This is a genomic window from Maribacter litopenaei, from assembly GCF_025244665.1.
GTDB lineage: Bacteria > Bacteroidota > Bacteroidia > Flavobacteriales > Flavobacteriaceae > Maribacter > Maribacter litopenaei.
In genome coordinates this window covers 1,498,315-1,515,728 of the sequence record NZ_CP104205.1, presented here as the reverse complement: position 1 = coordinate 1,515,728, position 17,414 = coordinate 1,498,315, and the positions used below count along the sequence as shown (strand labels likewise).

The 17,414-nt window shown below is 39.3% G+C and carries 9 protein-coding genes and 6 pseudogenes; 6 read left to right on the top strand and 9 right to left on the bottom strand.

All coding sequences use genetic code 11. The features are described from left to right. Positions 1-20 precede the first annotated feature (20 nt). From NYZ99_RS21655 to NYZ99_RS07985, 7 genes and pseudogenes are all read right to left on the bottom strand, one after another. A complete protein-coding gene (locus NYZ99_RS21655; RefSeq protein ID WP_338039396.1) occupies positions 21-1,259 on the bottom strand; it encodes a carboxypeptidase-like regulatory domain-containing protein in 1,239 nt (412 codons plus the stop codon). 85 nt (positions 1,260-1,344) lie between these two features. Further along, positions 1,345-1,887 carry a hypothetical protein gene (locus tag NYZ99_RS08010; RefSeq protein WP_260574770.1) on the bottom strand — a complete coding sequence of 181 codons (543 nt, stop codon included), beginning with the start codon at positions 1,885-1,887 and terminating at the stop codon, positions 1,345-1,347. 247 nt (positions 1,888-2,134) lie between these two features. After that, a pseudogene (locus NYZ99_RS08005) lies at positions 2,135-4,524 on the bottom strand (penicillin acylase family protein). 69 nt (positions 4,525-4,593) lie between these two features. Beyond that, positions 4,594-6,581: pseudogene (locus NYZ99_RS08000) on the bottom strand (protein-disulfide reductase DsbD family protein). Next, on the bottom strand, positions 6,578-7,837 hold the full coding sequence (tilS, locus tag NYZ99_RS07995) for a tRNA lysidine(34) synthetase TilS (protein ID WP_260575215.1): 1,260 nt from the start codon (positions 7,835-7,837) through the stop codon (positions 6,578-6,580). Before tilS ends, NYZ99_RS08000 begins: the two are co-directional and overlap by 4 nt. A gap of 81 nt (positions 7,838-7,918) precedes the next feature. Next, positions 7,919-9,221 (bottom strand): annotated as a pseudogene (locus NYZ99_RS07990) (anthranilate synthase component I family protein). A 5-nt stretch (positions 9,222-9,226) separates the two neighbouring features. Then, positions 9,227-9,817: an NADPH-dependent FMN reductase gene (locus NYZ99_RS07985; RefSeq protein WP_338039395.1), complete on the bottom strand. Its 591-nt coding sequence runs from the start codon at positions 9,815-9,817 to the stop codon at positions 9,227-9,229. Between the two features lie 75 nt (positions 9,818-9,892). Here NYZ99_RS07985 and NYZ99_RS22870 point away from each other — a divergent pair. Beyond that, positions 9,893-11,076, top strand: a pseudogene (locus NYZ99_RS22870) (heparan-alpha-glucosaminide N-acetyltransferase domain-containing protein). A 53-nt stretch (positions 11,077-11,129) separates the two neighbouring features. Continuing rightward, a complete protein-coding gene (locus tag NYZ99_RS07975; RefSeq protein WP_260574768.1) occupies positions 11,130-11,360 on the top strand; it encodes a CDGSH iron-sulfur domain-containing protein in 231 nt (76 codons plus the stop codon). A gap of 97 nt (positions 11,361-11,457) precedes the next feature. Here the strand turns inward: NYZ99_RS07975 and lpdA are convergent, their stop codons facing one another. After that, positions 11,458-12,864 carry a dihydrolipoyl dehydrogenase gene (lpdA, locus tag NYZ99_RS07970; RefSeq protein WP_260574767.1) on the bottom strand — a complete coding sequence of 469 codons (1,407 nt, stop codon included), beginning with the start codon at positions 12,862-12,864 and terminating at the stop codon, positions 11,458-11,460. 135 nt (positions 12,865-12,999) lie between these two features. After that, the gene (locus tag NYZ99_RS07965) at positions 13,000-13,458 is read right to left on the bottom strand and encodes an Lrp/AsnC family transcriptional regulator (RefSeq protein WP_260574765.1); all 459 of its coding nucleotides are present in this window, start codon (positions 13,456-13,458) and stop codon (positions 13,000-13,002) included. A 152-nt stretch (positions 13,459-13,610) separates the two neighbouring features. On the opposite strand from NYZ99_RS07965, the gene NYZ99_RS07960 reads away from it, so the two are divergent. From NYZ99_RS07960 to NYZ99_RS07945, 4 genes and pseudogenes are all read left to right on the top strand, one after another. Then, complete coding sequence (locus NYZ99_RS07960) at positions 13,611-14,831, top strand: aminotransferase class I/II-fold pyridoxal phosphate-dependent enzyme (RefSeq protein ID WP_260574763.1); 1,221 nt, start codon at positions 13,611-13,613, stop codon at positions 14,829-14,831. Between the two features lie 71 nt (positions 14,832-14,902). Continuing rightward, positions 14,903-16,388, top strand: a pseudogene (gene nhaC, locus NYZ99_RS07955) (Na+/H+ antiporter NhaC). A 99-nt stretch (positions 16,389-16,487) separates the two neighbouring features. Beyond that, positions 16,488-16,995: pseudogene (gene tpx, locus NYZ99_RS07950) on the top strand (thiol peroxidase). 10 nt (positions 16,996-17,005) lie between these two features. Next, on the top strand, positions 17,006-17,371 hold the full coding sequence (locus tag NYZ99_RS07945; RefSeq protein WP_260574761.1) for a diacylglycerol kinase: 366 nt from the start codon (positions 17,006-17,008) through the stop codon (positions 17,369-17,371). Positions 17,372-17,414 lie beyond the last annotated feature (43 nt).

Here is a 17,414-nt window from a genome sequence, read left to right as displayed (position 1 = left end):
AGACTCCTCCTTTAAAGATCTTAGAATCCATCCGAGTAGAGTCCCCTACCCCCTAACATTAACCCTGATTTTCCCTTTACTACAGGAATCTCCAAGGCCAAATTACTGGTCACTGGGCCAATGGCGGCCTCACCGGCAATCTTTTCAGTATTGGCGTCTTTGGAAGTGATATCGAATACAGAGGAAAGTCGTCCTCCATATTCGGCAGGTATTCCTCCCTTAAGTACTTTAAGATCTTTGGTCGTAAAAGGGTTGATCGCTTGAAAAATACCAAAGAAATGTGAAGGATTGTACATGACGGCATTATCAAGAAGAATCAAGTTCTGATCCGTACTACCGCCCCGCACGTTAAAACCGGCCGCACCTTCTCCCGCCGTGGAGATACCCGGCAAGGTAGTTGCCACTTTGAGCACATCCCTTTCTCCCAAAACCAAGGGAATATTTTTGGTTTCCTCCACCACCAATTCCGTACTTCCGGAAATAGCCTCCTCAACGTTTTTGGCTGCATTCGCTTCTACGGTCACCTCATCCAGGAATTCAACGCTTTCGGCCAAATCAAAATTGAGGTTCCCATCATTATAGACAACAATTACGGTGGTACTGGGTTCTATTCCCAAAGAACTTGTTCTAACTATATTAGTTCCTGCAGGCACCTCTAATTGATAATATCCGTTGTCATTGGTAACGGTGCCTGAATTTTTATCATTCAAAATAATGGACAAATTGGAGATCGGCTGATTCTGATCAACGGTTCCGGCATATCCGCTAATGATGAAGGTGGTTCTATTGTCCGAAAGGTTCTCCTTGCCAATCCTTACGGTTCTGGATATTTCATTTCCCCTATTGGCTTCAATATTTGAAAAAACGGGGTTACTCGTTACCTTGATATTGTTGGCAACGGCGGGTAAGGAATCAACTTCTTCCCTGCCAAAAAATCCTTCCGGCAAATCCTTATAGATAATATTGTTCCGGGTAAGGATAATTTTATCGGCATCATATTGAAAGAAGTTCAATGTAGTCTCCTTAAAAACCTCCTCAAGAATTTCGGATAGGGTAGCATTATTGAAAGTACCTGAAAAGGTTTGCCCCGAAAACCAGCTGATATCATAATAGAATACTACATCAGCTTGCTCCTCTAGGATCCCTAGTACCTCTACTATATTTTGTTCCGAGAACTGAAATGAATATTTGGCTTCCTGTTCCTGGCCAAACAATGTCGCACAACATACCAGGACAAAAATGTGTAATAGTTTCCTCATAATTTTTACCCTCTGTTTTGTGAATTGATTTCATCGGACAATTTTGTAAAGAAATTGATCCAAAAGATTTCTTCATCAGCCTTTTTCAATGAATTATTATAATTCTCATTGATATAGTCCCGCTGATCCGCCAAATTCTCACCACATCTTGTTTATTGGATATTTCGTAATAGGTGCCGTCATATTTGATAGCAAAACTTCCTTCCTGTATAAATTCATAATAAAGGGTACTACCACGAATTCTTTTGAATCGTTTCTTAAAATTTTTCTTCAACAAGGAAACAAGAGAATTTTCCAGTAAAATCTGATAAAAACCGTGTTCCTTTAATTCTTCGATATTTTCCGGGACCTGTATGAAATCCGCACCAGGTAAACTAAACCGTTCTACTTTTGATTTAATCAATATCAAAATAGGATAAGGGTAATTGTATCCAACGTTTAGGAGTAGGTCATCAGCATCTAAATCATATTTTAGGGGTACCTGATCAAAAAATTGACCATCATAGACCACGGAGCCAAATTGAAAATCACTGGTGCCGTAGAATTTATGCTTATCATTTATTGTTCTATAAAGTTCGATATACTCGAGCCCGTTAAAAAGCGAAGTATTATTTCTCTCGGACTTCATTATCGAACCAATTGAAATATTGGGGTTCAACTGAGGCATTTTGAGCGATACCGATATGTAAGGAGAAGAATACTATGGACAGGAGTGAAACAAGGTTGGTACTTTTCATAGTGTTGGTTATCCACTAAAAATAACAAAAAACCTTTGAGGTGTGCCAAATTAAAACTGCTTCTTTTTGAAATTTAACGATTCCCTAAAAATGATGGTTAATACTTGAGGTAACTGCCTGATTGACTTTTCCAAATTATTATTTCCTAAATATCAATACAGATTTTGCATTTCTTTTAATCTCCTCTTCATTCATCATCATTTTTCTGAATTCCCCATTAATGTACATCTCCGCTTGATCCTTGTAGTGTTCGCTGAACGGATTGCCGGATTGTCCTGTAGGTAAGATGCTTATACTATTTTCAACATCGGAAAAATCAATGACCCTTCGAGTGGAAGGGCCCATACTTACATTGTACATTCCTGTACTATCATAGGGAAAACCCAGGTTGTTTATAACCTCTCTAGTCCCTACAACAGGATAGGGACCCACATTGAATAAAGAACGTAGGGCCTCGACCTGACCGATTGGATGCCCATGCTCAACCTTATGTACCTTGTCCCAGGTCCAATTATTGGTATCTGTCCCGAAATCAGATTCCAAGGAGGTGATAGCCTCCATCAAGGACTTTTCAAAAATGTCACTCCTATTTTCTTTGGTCTCGGAAGTATTGACATCATCCCACCAAACCGAATTTTCCATCTCAATTATAGGTGCAATGGTTCTTTTAAGAATATGGGTCGACAACAATTGTTCGAATTGTTCCGTTCCCAATTCGTCTTTAAATGTGTTCTCCAATATTTTATATACCCAACGTGTATATATGGTTCCTCCGATATTATCCAAAGAGTACGTTCCGTCCCATGCTTCCAAGACGTCCAAAACATTGGTTACCCTTTCGGTTAAGCCGCTGATATTAATCGAGTTGATTAGATTTTGGGCAGTCTCCAGGTGTACGGGTGAATTTACGTCCAATATCATGTTGGAAACGTCCTCTTGATTCCAGTCATTTTTAGGCTCCAATAATTGGACGATTCTTTTTGCCCTATTTTCCGGCAAATAATAACCCGGATACAACATGCCCGAAATGGAATCAGGTTGGTTGTTTGCCGAATACACATAATCCCATGGGGGATTTATAGCCTGTGGATTCTTTTCAAATCCCAAAAATTCCCTTTCCTCATTGGGTCTGTTCATTGAATCAAAGACCAGTTTTGTGTTTACACTATCCGGAACCTGCCAAAGTTTTGCGGTGGCAAACCAACCTATATTGCCTTCGGCATCGCCATACATAATATTGAGTCCAGGTGCATGTATTTTTGGCAAGGCCAATGTAAATTCAGAGAGATTGGTGGCGTGACTTATTTCGTAAAAGGCATCGACCACGGTATTTTCCTCTTGGGTATAGACCCAGTACATAGAAATGGGCCTCTCCCCTTCTATTTGATTTGCGATGCCATTCAGAATGGGATCATGAATCGATTTTTTAAATGAAAATTCAACATCTGTGGAATCCTTTACCTTGATCGTTTTCATTACCGATTCATAATCTTTCCATGCTCCATTTAGCCTATACTGATTTGAATTTTCCGGATTGTCTTCCTCATAGTAAAAATCGACATCATCGTTCTCGAACATGGTCATACCATAGGCTATATCTCGATTGTGTCCCAAAACCGGAAACGGGATGCCGGCAATATGGTAGCCATATTTCGAATAGGTAGGCGTTTCCAAATGGGCCTCGTACCAAACCGATGGTTGTGCAAAGCCAATATGCGGATCATTTGCAAAGATGACCTTGCCTTTTTCGGTCTTTGCAGGTGCCAAAACCCAGCTGTTGCTTCCCTCGAACAGGGGAAGGTTTAATTTTGCCAGTGCTTTCGTGACTATGGCAGTTACGGAATTTCCAACGGAATCCACGGCATCATTTCTATAATTCTGAATCCATACAGTGGAAGTATCGGAATAGATTGTCAAATCATTTATATACGCTGGCCCCAGTTTGTTATGGATATTGCTAAGCAGTGGGTCCGTTTTGTGCCCCATGGCAAAACTAAATGCCATATAACCCATGGTGTTATAAACATCGGTAATCGTAAACTTGGTTTTTTCGATACCCGTCAAATAAAATTCAATGGGCGTGGGTCCTTCTTCTACATACTTATTAAGCCCGTCCAAATAGGCATTTATAATAGCGACGCCCTCACTATTCATATCCAATTTGGAAACGGTGTTTTCCGATGCCTCATCGATTCCCAAGGAAAGAAAGAATTTATCCGTACCAATCAAATCCTTGCCAAAAACTTCAGAGAGTCCCCCACTACCTATTCTTCGAAGCAATTCCATTTGCCGAGCCTGTCTTGCGCATGCACATACCCTAGGACTCTAAAGGCATCTTCTTCAGATTTTCCATAGATATGGGGAATTCCGTAATTGTCATAGTAAACCTGTACCTCATCTTGTAAATTGGAAAGCTTTTTATTACCGGAATAATCAGGTTTATGTAGTTGAATAAAAATGAACCCGTAAATAACCAGTAGCACTACAAGGACTAAAAGAGCGAGTCCTATCTTTTTTACAAACCTCATGAACACCATAAATTAACCGTTGTAATTTAAGGTTTAATTTCAAAAGCGGTAAAACGGTATGCGTATTAATTAAGGAAAACTAGAAAGGCCCTTTTTATCAAAAGTCCTCAATCCTTCTTCCAACCAATTTTTATAAGTTTCCGCATCTGTATTTTGAATGGAAGTGTTCAATACCTCTAAATGCTGGGAAAGCAATACATAAAAAGGCTGTGATACTGCATTAAAGTTTACATCCTGAAAAGTCCCCCATTTTTGGGCAATGTTACCTATACGTTTTATGCGTCCCGAGTCATACTGAAAATTGAATTGTTCCTCCTCAGGAAGTTCTTGTCTATCATCTACATACAGGGAGATAAGCACAAAGTCATTTTTAAGAATGTTATAGACGTCTCGGTTCGCTCCACACATTTTCTTCCATCTTTCTGCAGTTGACACAGGCCCATCCGGTAAAATCCAATAGAATCGGTTTATCCTTTTCCTTGGCATAGGCCAATCCTGTTTCAAAGTCCTTAAAACAGTCAATGCCCAGGGGACAATCAGATTCCTGTTCAAAAACACTGTAAAATTCCGGTGGCGGAAAACCACTCAATAATTTTAGATTGGAAACACCGGTCAGACCCAATAACAGATATAAACTGAAGAGCGCACTTACAACTCCGACCGCCTTTCTTCCGATTGTTAGTTTTCCCTTTGGATCGTCATGAGGAAATCTAAAAATGCCGAATAAGTATAGCGTTGTGAGTAAGCCAATAAGAATCCAGATCCCTATAAAGATTTCTCTTTTGAGAATTCCCCAATGTCCAACCAAATCTGCATTGGAAAGAAATTTTAAAGCCAACGCTATTTCCAAAAATCCTAATACGACCTTTACCGTAGTCATCCAACCACCTGATTTTGGCAGAGAATTCAACCAAGCAGGAAATAGGGCAAAAAGGGCAAACGGAAAGGCCAAAGCAACTCCGAAACCAGTCATTCCAGCCGATAAATTAGTGGCCACATCACCTTCAGCCAAAGTAGTGCCGCCCAAGAGTCCGCCCAAAATTGGCCCTGTACAGGAAAAAGATACGATGGCCAACGTTACCGCCATAAAAAAGATTCCCAAAGCTCCTCCAATCTTTGAAGAAGCGGCATCCATCTTATTGGCCCATGAACTGGGTAATGTCAATTCATAATAGCCAAAAAATGAAAAGGCGAAAAATACGAAAATGGCAAAGAATGCCAGGTTGAGCCAAACGTTCGTAGCAATGGTATTCAGTATTTGAGAGTCGACTGAATCAAATAAATGGAACGGTAGGCTCAAAAGAAAATAAATTAATACAATGAAAAACCCATAAAGTAACGCATTGGCAATCCCCTTGGATTTCTTCTCCGAATGTTTGGTAAAAAAGGAAACGGTCAAAGGAATCATGGGAAATACACAGGGCGTTAACAGTGCAATAAGTCCTCCCAAAAACCCGAGGGCAAAAATGACCCACAAATTGGAACCCGACCCAATATTCTCCTGGCCCTGACTCAATAACGCTTTGTTCTTTAAGTCCAATTTTAGACTGGACGTTAACAACTTACTCTTTTCGTCCAATTCCACTGTATTTGTGACAGCTTCAGAACCATCTAAGGAGAATACAAAATCGATATCGGCTGGTATACAAACTTCTTTGCAAATTTGATATTCAAGGTAGACCCCAATCTGGTTGATTTACTGGATTTAAAAGTTTTATATGCTGCCTAAAAGTGACTTCATCAACAAAAAAAGTTTCGTCCATTTCCCATATATCCGAATACTCCACTACAGTTTCGCTTTCCTCCGTTCCTCCAATCAATTCATAGTCCTCGCCTGCCTTTTTGTACTTGAATACACTTGGTAATGAACCTCCTTCAGCATTGAATTGGGAAAATATATGCCATCCCTTATGGATGTCTCCTTTTATGATAAGTTCAAATTCCGTATCCGAAATCTTATTGACTTCGTGACTCCAAACTACGGGGTTTTCATCGCTCCGGGAATGTCCCATAAATGATGTAAAAAGAAGAAAAATTCCGAAAATTAAATTCCTCATAATAATGTTATACTTAGTATTTCTTTAGTCGTATCCCTAACTTTAAATCGGTCATCCGCACGTCTTCCTATCACCCAAACGATTTGATCGTTAGAGCAAAGCAGCCATTGTTCCGCTTTGGAAAAGAGGTCTACTTTTTCGTCTTTAAAGTATTTGGACAGTTTCTTTTTCCCCTTCATTCCCAAAGGATAAAAATAGTCGCCTTTCTTCCATTTCCTTACGGTCAACGGAAACTTTAACGTGTTTTTGTCCAAATAAATTATGCTTGAGGTATTATCCTGTTTTTCAGACACCACTTTGCTTTTCAAACCTATTGGATAATCGATGGTAAAAACATCCCTTTCAATTTCATACGCTTCTTGCCGCTGTTCTTCGTTTTTAGCCAAAATCAGATAATCCCGGTTTTTTAGCAAAACATATTCCTTGGAGTAAATTGATTTGCCGCTCATGGCATCCAACAACTCCAATACATTGGTCCATTCAGTAAAACCATACTCCCGGAACAGACCATATAAATACCCTTTTAAGGGATGCAATTTTTTTAATTCCGATACCGAAATCTTCAAATACTGGTCTTCCTTTTGGAACAGGCTTTCCTTGACCCTTGACAGTTCATTTTCCGAAATTTCCCGGGCCTCCTTTAGAAAACCCAATGTTCTTTCAAAATTCTCCATAAAGGAAGGATGTAACTCCTTTAGTTTGGGAACAATTTCTAGTCGGATTTTGTTACGCAAATACTTGGGATCCGAATTACTTTCATCTTCCCTCCATTTTAAGCCTTTTTTTTGGGCATAGTCCAAAATCTCATCACGGGTATATTTTAGCAAAGGTCTCCTAATTTGGTTCGATGCTTCCGGGATACCTGTCAATCCATCGATTCCAGTTCCCCTTGAAAGATTAATCAAAAAGGTTTCCAGATTGTCATCAGCGTGATGCGCCGTTACCAAATAATCTATGCCATATTCCGCCATCAATCCGCTGAACCAATTGTATCTAAGGTCCCTTGCTGCCATTTGTACGGAAACTTTATGACTATTCACATAGCCCATGGTATCGAAATGGGTTACGAATACGGGGCGATCCAAAAGATGGCCCAATTCCTTTACAAAATCCTCATCCCCATCACTAGCAGCTCCCCTTAATCTAAAATTACAATGCGCCAGTATGAAATCCATATTGCACTCCTTACAGAGATAAGACAGTAAAACGCTGTCCAACCCGCCACTGCAGGCCAATAAAAATCTATTTTCTGTCAGTTACGGAAAATTATCGGAAATATGCGATTGAAAATCTAAGAGCATGACACAAAGTTAACCAATTAAGTAGTTGGCTCTTATTTAAAAATCTTCCAGTACCTGCCTCATGGCCTTGGCCTTAAGAAGACATTCCATATATTCCTTTTTCCGGATCGGATTTGGCCGTTATCGCACTTCCTACCGAATAGGAAAGATATTTATGGGAGCTATTGTAAAGGATACTTCTGATAACCACGTTGAAGTCAAAATCACCTTGGGGATCCAAATATCCAACCGCTCCACTGTACAAACCTCTCTTAAAAGATTCGAGTTCTTCAATAATTTTCATTGCCGATACCTTGGGAGCCCCAGTCATACTTCCCATAGGAAAACAACTCTTTAAAACATCCACAGGATTTTCATCACTTTTAACCTTACAGGAAACTGTGGAAATCATTTGATGTACCTGTTTAAAAGAATACACTTTGCACAGTTCCTCTACCATTACACTTCCCTTAGTAGCTTTTTTAGAAAGATCGTTACGCACCAAATCTACAATCATCACATTCTCTGAACGTTCCTTTTCATCCTTCTCCAAGTGTAATTTCAGAATATTATCCTGCTCGATGTTTGTTGAACGTGCCGCTGTTCCTTTTATCGGTTGCGAAACAATTTTGTTGTCCACTTTCTTTAAAAACCGTTCCGGGCTTGCACAAAGCAAATATTTATCAAACAACTTCGCATAGGCCGCAAAAGGAGGTTTTGAAATGGCATTCAACTTTTCATAGATAGGTAAGGTTAATATTTCCAATCCTTCACAGAAAAACTCCTGGCAAAAATTAACCTCATAAATATCCCCATGATGGATATGATTCAAAATGGTATCTACGTTTTTGAAATATTCATCCTTAAAAATCCGCATTTTAATGGAGGGGCTTTCATTAGTAACAGGGGCATCTCTATTATTAGTATCAATCTCACAAATAGTATCATAATCCAATTGGATTTCATCTTGGACCATCTGCAGATACATAAAGGAGATTTTGTTGTCTTTAATTTGGATAATTCTCTTGGGCTGATAAAAATAAAGTTCCGGAAAATGTAGTCCATCATAATTTTGGGAAACGAGATTTTCCACATTATTCTTTAAATCATAGGACAGGTAACCAAATATCCAATCGTTCACCTGTGATTGATACTCCCTTAAGTCCATAAAGGCATTATTGTAATCCGTGGAGATTCCGGTAAGCCCGTCCACTGCAAGTATTGCCTCAAAGGAAGAATAAGAATTGGAGTGATCGTTGGAATCCAGCCAAACAATTTCATCGAATTGCTGTGCCCAACGAAGCACCGAACGTTTGAAGGTTTCGATGTCTTTTACAGTATAGGTTATTTGTTTTCGCAACAATTTCAGTCTATGACTTTTAAAAAATCCTGCACTAATAATTGATGGCTATTTGCTAATTCTGTATTTAGAATACCGCGCTCAACATCAAAATTTTCCTTAAAAAGAGGTAGTGAAAAGGTACCCACAATATCGGCTCCAAATCTTTTCAACATGGATGCGCTTACCTCCAAAGCTCCTATAGCCCCTCTCCTACCTGGAGAGGTGGCCATCAACATAACTTTTTTATCCCGAATAAAATCCCGATCCAAACGTGACAGCCAATCCATCAAGTTTTTGAAATAGGCAGACGGATACCCGTTATGCTCGTTTATCGAAATGATAATACCCTTGGCAAACTGTATGTCCCTCTTCAACTCATTAAGAGAGTTTGAATACCCATGCTCCTTTTCATAATCCATACTATACATAGGAAATGGGCAATTATGCATATTCATTAGCCGTATTTCTTCCGTTGGAATTAAGGAACAGGTAAACTTTACCAGTTCAAAATTTATGGAAGTGGAAGAATTACTACCCGCAAAAGCTAAAATGAAGGACATAACCAATTGAATATGTGAATGACTAAAATAGCCCAAATGCCACTCAGTTACCACTATTTTGTATAATTTCGCGCTATGAAACATCCAATCATACTGTAAATTAAGTATATAGGGTAGTTATTTTTCTTTATGGACAAACGTACCACAAGGTTGTTTTTTATAGATGCCATAAGAGCCTGGGCCATTTTAATGATGTTGCAGGGGCATTTTATTGATGGTCTCCTGGATCCTATTTACCGAGATCCTTCCAATACAATGTATAATATTTGGAAGTATTTTAGAGGTATAACGGCTCCGGTATTCTTCACGGTTTCGGGATTTATATTCACCTTTCTTCTAATTAAGGTTCCACAAATAGGCTGGGAAAACCCTAGAGTAAAAAAAGGTATTAAAAGAGGCTTACAGTTACTGTTCATTGGGTATTTGTTACGGTTGAACATATGGGGACTACTAAAAGGGCAGATTTACAGTTCTTTTTACTTGGTGGATGTATTGCATTGTATAGGGTTTTCCATCCTTGGGATCATCACCTTCTATCTCCTTACGGCCAAATCAAAAAAATGGCTATTCCCATTGATTCTTTTATCAACGACTATTGTTCTATTTATTTTTGAACCGGTTTATAAAGTTCGGAGTATAATGGTTTACCTACATGGATGGCCAATTATCTCACTAAAACTAATGGTTCTGTATTTACCATTATACCATGGTTTGGATATACTACCATGGGAGCATTCATGTCTATCATTTTTTCTAGATTTAAGGAACGTACCCATTTATATACAGTTGCCATACCAACCTTCTTATTAGTTGGATTTGCTTTGATATGGTATTCTTCCAGTTTGTTTTCCTCCTTGCACAACATTACAGGTTTTCAATTATTTGCTGATGTTGTATCCAATAATTACCTATTTATTAGGCTTGGGGATGTATTGATAGTATTTTCCATTTTTATGTTGTTAAGGGAATTTCTTACGAATAAAACAGGATTACGGCTAGGACAGAGCACCTTATCCATTTACGTGATTCACTTTATCATTCTATATGGTAGTTTTACTGGTTTTGGTCTGTACCGATTTTTTCACCACTCGCTAAACCCATGGTGGGTCATATCAGGAGCATTGGCCTTTATGATTCTATGTTCATATTTGGCCCTCAAATATGAGGACTATAAAGTACAGATAAAGGAAAGTTTAAATAGATTCGTAGGCCTTTTTAGACTTCAAATGGAACGTTACATCGTTATTAGTTTTAATTTTTTAAGAAACTTATCCTATAGATTGGCTCAGTTTTTAGGACTGCAAAAGAATTAATTGAACTTTTCAATTTCATTTTTTTCCGCTACATTAAAAAATAAAACTAAACAATGAGCGAAAAAACATATAGTCCAATATCCGTAGATTTAGAAAAGGACAAGAGATATGCTTGGTGTACCTGTAGCCATAGCAGCAACCAACCATTTTGTGATGGTTCCCATAGAGCGCATAATAAACCGCCATCGCTAGGATTTAGCTTTGAAGAGAGTAAAAAAGCCTATTTGTGCACTTGCAAAAGAACCGGAAACCCTCCCTACTGCGATGGTAGCCATAAAAAGTAAGTTTCTCGATAGCAACTTAATATGTATTTACACTGAATTAAGCTGTAATAAAAAAGCAGCTATTTTTAGCTGCTTTTTTATCTATATGATGGTTTTCTTATACATGTAGAGCACGGTCGTCAGTAGCTGCAAGAGCTGCCTCTTTAACTGCTTCCGCATAGGTGGGATGTGCATGGCTCATGCGGGATATGTCCTCTGCAGATGCCCTAAACTCCATGGCCGTTACGGCTTCCGTTATCAAGTCCGCACAACGAGCCCCTATCATGTGGACTCCCAAGACTTCATCGGTTTTCTTGTCGGCCAATATTTTTACAAATCCATCTATGTCCATACTGGCCCTGGCACGTCCTAAGGCCCTCATAGGAAACTGACCGGATTTATATTCTACCCCAGCTTTTTTGAGCTCTTCTTCCGTTTTCCCAACAGCAGCTACTTCGGGCCAAGTATACACAACACCGGGAATCAAGTTGTAATCAATATGTGGTTTTTGTCCGGCCAATTGCTCGGCTACCAAGGTTCCTTCCTCTTCGGCTTTATGAGCCAACATTGCACCTTTTACTACATCCCCAATGGCATAAATATTATCCACATTGGTTTTCAGATGTGCATCCACTTCTATTCTTCCCCTATCATCCATTTTAACACCGGCGGCCTCCAGATTGAGTCCTTCCGTATATGGTTTTCTACCTACGGATACCAAACAGTAATCCCCTTCAAAAACTACCTCTTCACCTTTCTTGTCATCCGCTTTAACGGTTACTTTATCACCTTTCCGCTCCACAGACTTAACCTTATGGGACAAAGCGAACTTTATTTTTTGTTTCTTAAGTACCTTCATCAATTCCTTGGAAAGTGCCCCATCCATACCAGGGATAATTCGGTCCATATATTCGACAACGGTCACATCAGCGCCAAGACGACTATACACCTGACCCAATTCAAGGCCAATAACACCGCCACCGATAACAATCATATGTTTTGGAATCTCCTTTAGTTTTAAGGCTTCTGTGGAGGTGATAACTCGTTCTTTATCAATAGTTATAAAAGGTAAACTGGACGGTTTTGAACCAGTAGCTATTATTATGTTCTTGGCTTCAATGGTTTCTGTCTTTCCGTCATTCTTTTGGATATTTACGTGGGTTGAGTCCTTGAAGCTACCTATGCCCTCATAGACATCAATCTTATTCTTATCCATCAAAAATTGAATCCCTTTTGTTGTCTGGTCAACAACGCCCTGTTTCCTGGAAATCATTTGCTCAAGATTTACCTTTACCTCACCAGGAATCTCGATACCATGCTCCTTAAAATGGTTGATGGCATCTGCATAATGGTGCGATGAATCCAATAAAGCTTTGGAAGGAATACATCCCACATTCAAACAAGTGCCTCCCAAAGTGGAATATTTTTCTATTATGGCAGTTTTCATTCCTAATTGTGCACATCGTATGGCGCCAACATATCCTCCGGGATCTGAGCCAATAATGGCTACATCGTATTGATTCATAAATTTTAAATTTTTACTCTTTCTTAGAGATTTATTTTATTCCGACCGTTAGGCCGATATTAAACTTACTAGTTTCAAAACCCAAGGTAGTACCGTGAGGGTTTTACTTATGTAAAATTACTGCTTTTTTGTATTTTAAAGTGGTATGGCAGTAGAATGCTTCACTTCTTTTATAGTAAAGGAACTTTGCGTACTACCTATATGAGGAATGGCAGTTAGTTTTGAAACCATGAAATTCCTGTAATCCTCCATATCCTTTACATGGATTTTAAGGATATAATCAAAATCACCACTCAAATGATGACATTCCACCACCTCATAAAGCTTGAGAATCTCTTGCTCAAAATGCCTGATATTCTCGCGTGTATGCTGTACCAATTTCACATGACAAAAGGCCGTAAATCCCTTATTTACTTTAAACCGATCAATGAGTGCCACATAGGAGGTGATTACTTTTGACCGCTCCAATCTCTTAATGCGCTCATATACTGCAGTGGTTGAAAGTCCAAGGTTATCGGCATATTCCTTAGTAGTCCTTTTACAATCCTCTTGTAAAAGTCCTAATAACCTTTCATCAATTTCATCAAATTTCATAACTGAATTGTTTTCTAAATATTAACATTCTGAACGTAGGAAGTAAAATTATATTCTAAAATAATATTATATATAGATTATTATTCTATGATAAATAATTTTTATTGACAATACATCTAAATAAGTATATTTTTGATGACAAATCATACACAATGAGCCATAAAGAAGCAAACGACTTACAGGATTTACAATATTTCGGAGAGTTTGGTGGGGTGAATCCCTCAATTTCGGATTCCTCTACCTATACATTTCTATCCGCTAAAACCATGTTCGATACATTTGAAGGGAACACGGAAGGGTGCTATTTATACAGTAGGCACTCCTCCCCTTCCAATCTATATTTAGGCGAAGCACTTGCAGCACTTGAAGGCACGGAAACCGCTAACGTCACTGCTAGTGGCATGGGGGCGATTACAGCTGTCATTCTACAACTATGTGATGCCGGTGACCACATCATTAGTAGCAGAACTATTTATGGGGGGACCTATGCTTTTATGAAGAATTTTTTAAAGAAGTTCAACGTTGAAATAACCTTTTTGGACATTACCAATTTGGATGCTGTGGCCAGGGCCATGACCTCCAAAACCAAAATGATTTATTGTGAAAGCGTAAGCAATCCACTATTGGAGGTAGCCGATATATCTGCATTGGCAAAAATTGCCAAGGAAAACAAGGTTCCTCTAGTGGTTGACAATACTTTTTCGCCACTTTCTATAACCCCGGCAAAATTGGGTGCCGATATCATTATCCATAGCTTGACAAAATTCATAAATGGATCTAGCGACTGTGTTGCGGGTGCAGTTTGTGGTACTAAGGAATTCTGTTTAAGCCTTAAGGACGTAAATAATGGGGCTGGAATGCTTTTGGGAAGTACCCTAGATAGTTTGAGGGGCGCTTCCATACTAAAAAATATGCGTACACTACATATCAGGATTAAAAAGCATAGTGAAAATGCCCAATTCCTTGCTGAAAAATTTGAATGTGATGGACTTAGAGTAGTATACCCAGGTTTACCTTCGCACCCTGGCCATTTGATTATGGAAGACCAAATGAACCCTCAATATGGCTATGGTGGACTTTTAACTATGGATGTAGGCTCCCTCGAAAATGCCAATGCCTTGATGGAATTGATGCAGGAAAGAAAGTTAGGGTATTTAGCTGTTAGTCTAGGCTTTTACAAAACATTGTTCAGCGCGCCTGGAACATCCACCTCTTCAGAGATACCGTTGGAAGAGCAAAAAGCCATGGGCTTGGGTGACGGCCTCATCCGTTTTTCCATTGGGTTGGATAACGATATCCAAAGAACCTACGACATTATGAAAAAATGTATGTTGGAATTGAAAATCCTTGAAGCAGATACAGTTACCAAATAGCAAGAAAGCATCGGGTTGCACATCATTCCTTTAAATCGTAATATTACGGGATAACCAAAGGAAAAGAATTGATGGCGGATCAAAAAACCAATAAACATAGGGCGGACGAGCATATCGTTGAAAATAAGGAATTGAGCATTATAGAGGCAATGATTCCGGTAGTAGCCTTAGTTATCATGCTTGCCTATAATGTCTATGTTTTTGGCGATGATGCATTGAGCGGTTCAAATCAGTTTATTTTATTACTTGGCGGTGCTGTCGCCGCTATTGTGGGAATCTACAAAAAAGTGCCCTACAAACAAATGTTGGCCGAAGTTGCGGAAAACATCAAGTCTACTTCGGCGCCCTGCTGATATTGCTTATGGTAGGCGCCTTGGCCGGTACATGGCTGATTAGCGGTATTATTCCAGCCATGATTTATTACGGCCTCCAAATTCTAAATCCCACGATTTTTTTAGCTGCCTGTGTCGTCATTTGTGCTATTATTTCTATAGCCACAGGAAGTAGTTGAATCACCGCAGCTACCGTAGGAATCGCATTGATAGGAATCGGTGAGGCCTTGGGGATTTCATTGGGTATGACGGCGGGAGCTGTACTTTCCGGAGCATATTTTGGTGATAAACTTTCACCACTAAGCGATACAACCAATCCGGCACCCGCTATGGCGGGCGGCGAATTGTTCACGCATATAAAGTATATGCTGTGGACAACTGTACCAACTATCTCAATTACATTGCTCGTTTTCATAATTATTGGATTAAACCTTGAAACAAGCGGTGAGGCGGATGTGGATGCCATTCTTTCTTCAATAGATGCCTCTTTTAATATAAATAGGTGGTTATTTATAGTACCCATTGCCGTAGTGGCATTGATCGTAAAAAAAACACCACCCTTGGCTGCTCTGTTGATAGGAACGCTTTTAGGGGCACTTTTTGCCCTTATATTTCAACCGGAAGTAGTGGCCGGCATTACAGGAGCAAAAGAATTAGATTTTCAATCGGGATATAAGGGTATTTTAAGGGCAATTACCGTAAGTACCGATGTGCCCACGGACAATGAATCTCTGAGCGATTTGTTCTCCGCCAAGGGAATGGCGGGAATGCTCGGTACCATTTGGTTAATTGTTTGCGCTATGGTCTTTGGCGGAATTATGGATGGTATAGGGGCGCTTTCCGAATTACAAAAGCCTTATTAGGTCTAGCCAAGTCAACCTTCGGATTGTTCTTTAGTACAGGAATTAGCTGTATCGTTTTAAATGGTACGGCGTCTGACCAATATTTGGCTATCGTTGTCCCCGGTAAAATGTTCGCAAAAGCTTTTAAGGATAGAGGTTTGGCCCCGGAAAACTTAAGTAGGACATTGGAGGACACAGGTACCGTTACTTCTGTATTAATTCCCTATAACACATGCGGTGCCTACCATAGTGGGGTCTTGGGAGTAAGTGTTGCTGAATATTTTGTATATGCCATTTTCAATTGGCTCAGTCCCATTATGACCTTCATTTTTGCTGCATTGAACATCAAAATCAAAAAATTGGCGTCAACAGTTGCCAAGTAATAAAAATAACCTGTAAAATAATTATTCTTTTTTACCGGATTCGGCTTTTAGGTGTGGGCTTATATTTTTAATTTCACATTCCAATTAAAAACGTATACTATGGCTACCGTAACACTAAAAGGAAGTGAAATACATACCCTAGGTTCTTTACCTACCACTGGAAGTAAAGCACCTGATTTTCAACTAACAAAAAACGATTTGTCCTCTGTAAAACTTTCTGATTACGAAGGTTCAAAATTGGTTTTGAATATTTTTCCAAGCGTGGACACCGGAACCTGTGCTCAGTCCGTGCGACAGTTTAACGAGGAGGCCGCTGAACTTGACAATACTATTGTTTTGTGTGTTTCCAAAGATCTACCGTTTGCGCAGGCCCGTTTTTGTGGCGCCGAGGGAATTGAAAATGTAGAAATGCTATCCGATTTTAGGGACGGTAATTTTGGTAGAGCTTTTAACTTAGAGTTTACAGATGGTCCTTTGGCATCCTTACACTCTAGGGCCGTAGTAGTGCTGGATGAAAACGGAACAGTTTTGTATACTGAGCAAGTTCCGAGAGATTGTGGACGAACCCAATTATAAAGCTGCTCTTGAGGCTTTGATGGATTCCTAAATCCAGTACAATGCCCAAGGAATCCTTTCTAATAAATAGAATAAAGAGCGTAGGGTTCGCCCTTCGTGGCGCCCTTTTATTGATAAAAACCGAAGCGAGCATAAAAATTCAGGTTTTTATCACCTTGATTATGACCGCTGCGGGTTTCTACTTTGAAATTTCCAGTACAGAATGGATATTACAAATTTTCGCGATTGCATTGGTCTTGGGAATTGAAGGCCTGAATACCGCCATTGAGAAACTTTCTGATTATGTACAACCGGAGTTTGATAAAAAAATAGGTCTTATAAAGGACATCTCTGCTGGTGCCGTTATGTTGGTCTCGATTGCCGCCAGTATTGTAGGTTGTATAATATATTTTCCAAAAATTTTTTAAAAACAATAGCAAGAAGGCTTAGGGGGTAAATTTGTATTTTTGC

Bases quoted from the DNA above. Each gene is read 5' to 3' on its own strand.
- NYZ99_RS08010 (WP_260574770.1), bottom strand. From the start codon at position 1,887: ATGAAGTCCGAGAGAAATAATACTTCGCTTTTTAACGGGCTCGAGTAT.
- NYZ99_RS07945 (WP_260574761.1), top strand. From the start codon at position 17,006: ATGCCCAAGGAATCCTTTCTAATAAATAGAATAAAGAGCGTAGGGTTC.
- NYZ99_RS07960 (WP_260574763.1), top strand. From the start codon at position 13,611: ATGAGCCATAAAGAAGCAAACGACTTACAGGATTTACAATATTTCGGA.
- NYZ99_RS07975 (WP_260574768.1), top strand. From the start codon at position 11,130: ATGAGCGAAAAAACATATAGTCCAATATCCGTAGATTTAGAAAAGGAC.
- lpdA (WP_260574767.1), bottom strand. From the start codon at position 12,864: ATGAATCAATACGATGTAGCCATTATTGGCTCAGATCCCGGAGGATAT.
- NYZ99_RS21655 (WP_338039396.1), bottom strand. From the start codon at position 1,259: ATGAGGAAACTATTACACATTTTTGTCCTGGTATGTTGTGCGACATTG.
- NYZ99_RS07965 (WP_260574765.1), bottom strand. From the start codon at position 13,458: ATGAAATTTGATGAAATTGATGAAAGGTTATTAGGACTTTTACAAGAG.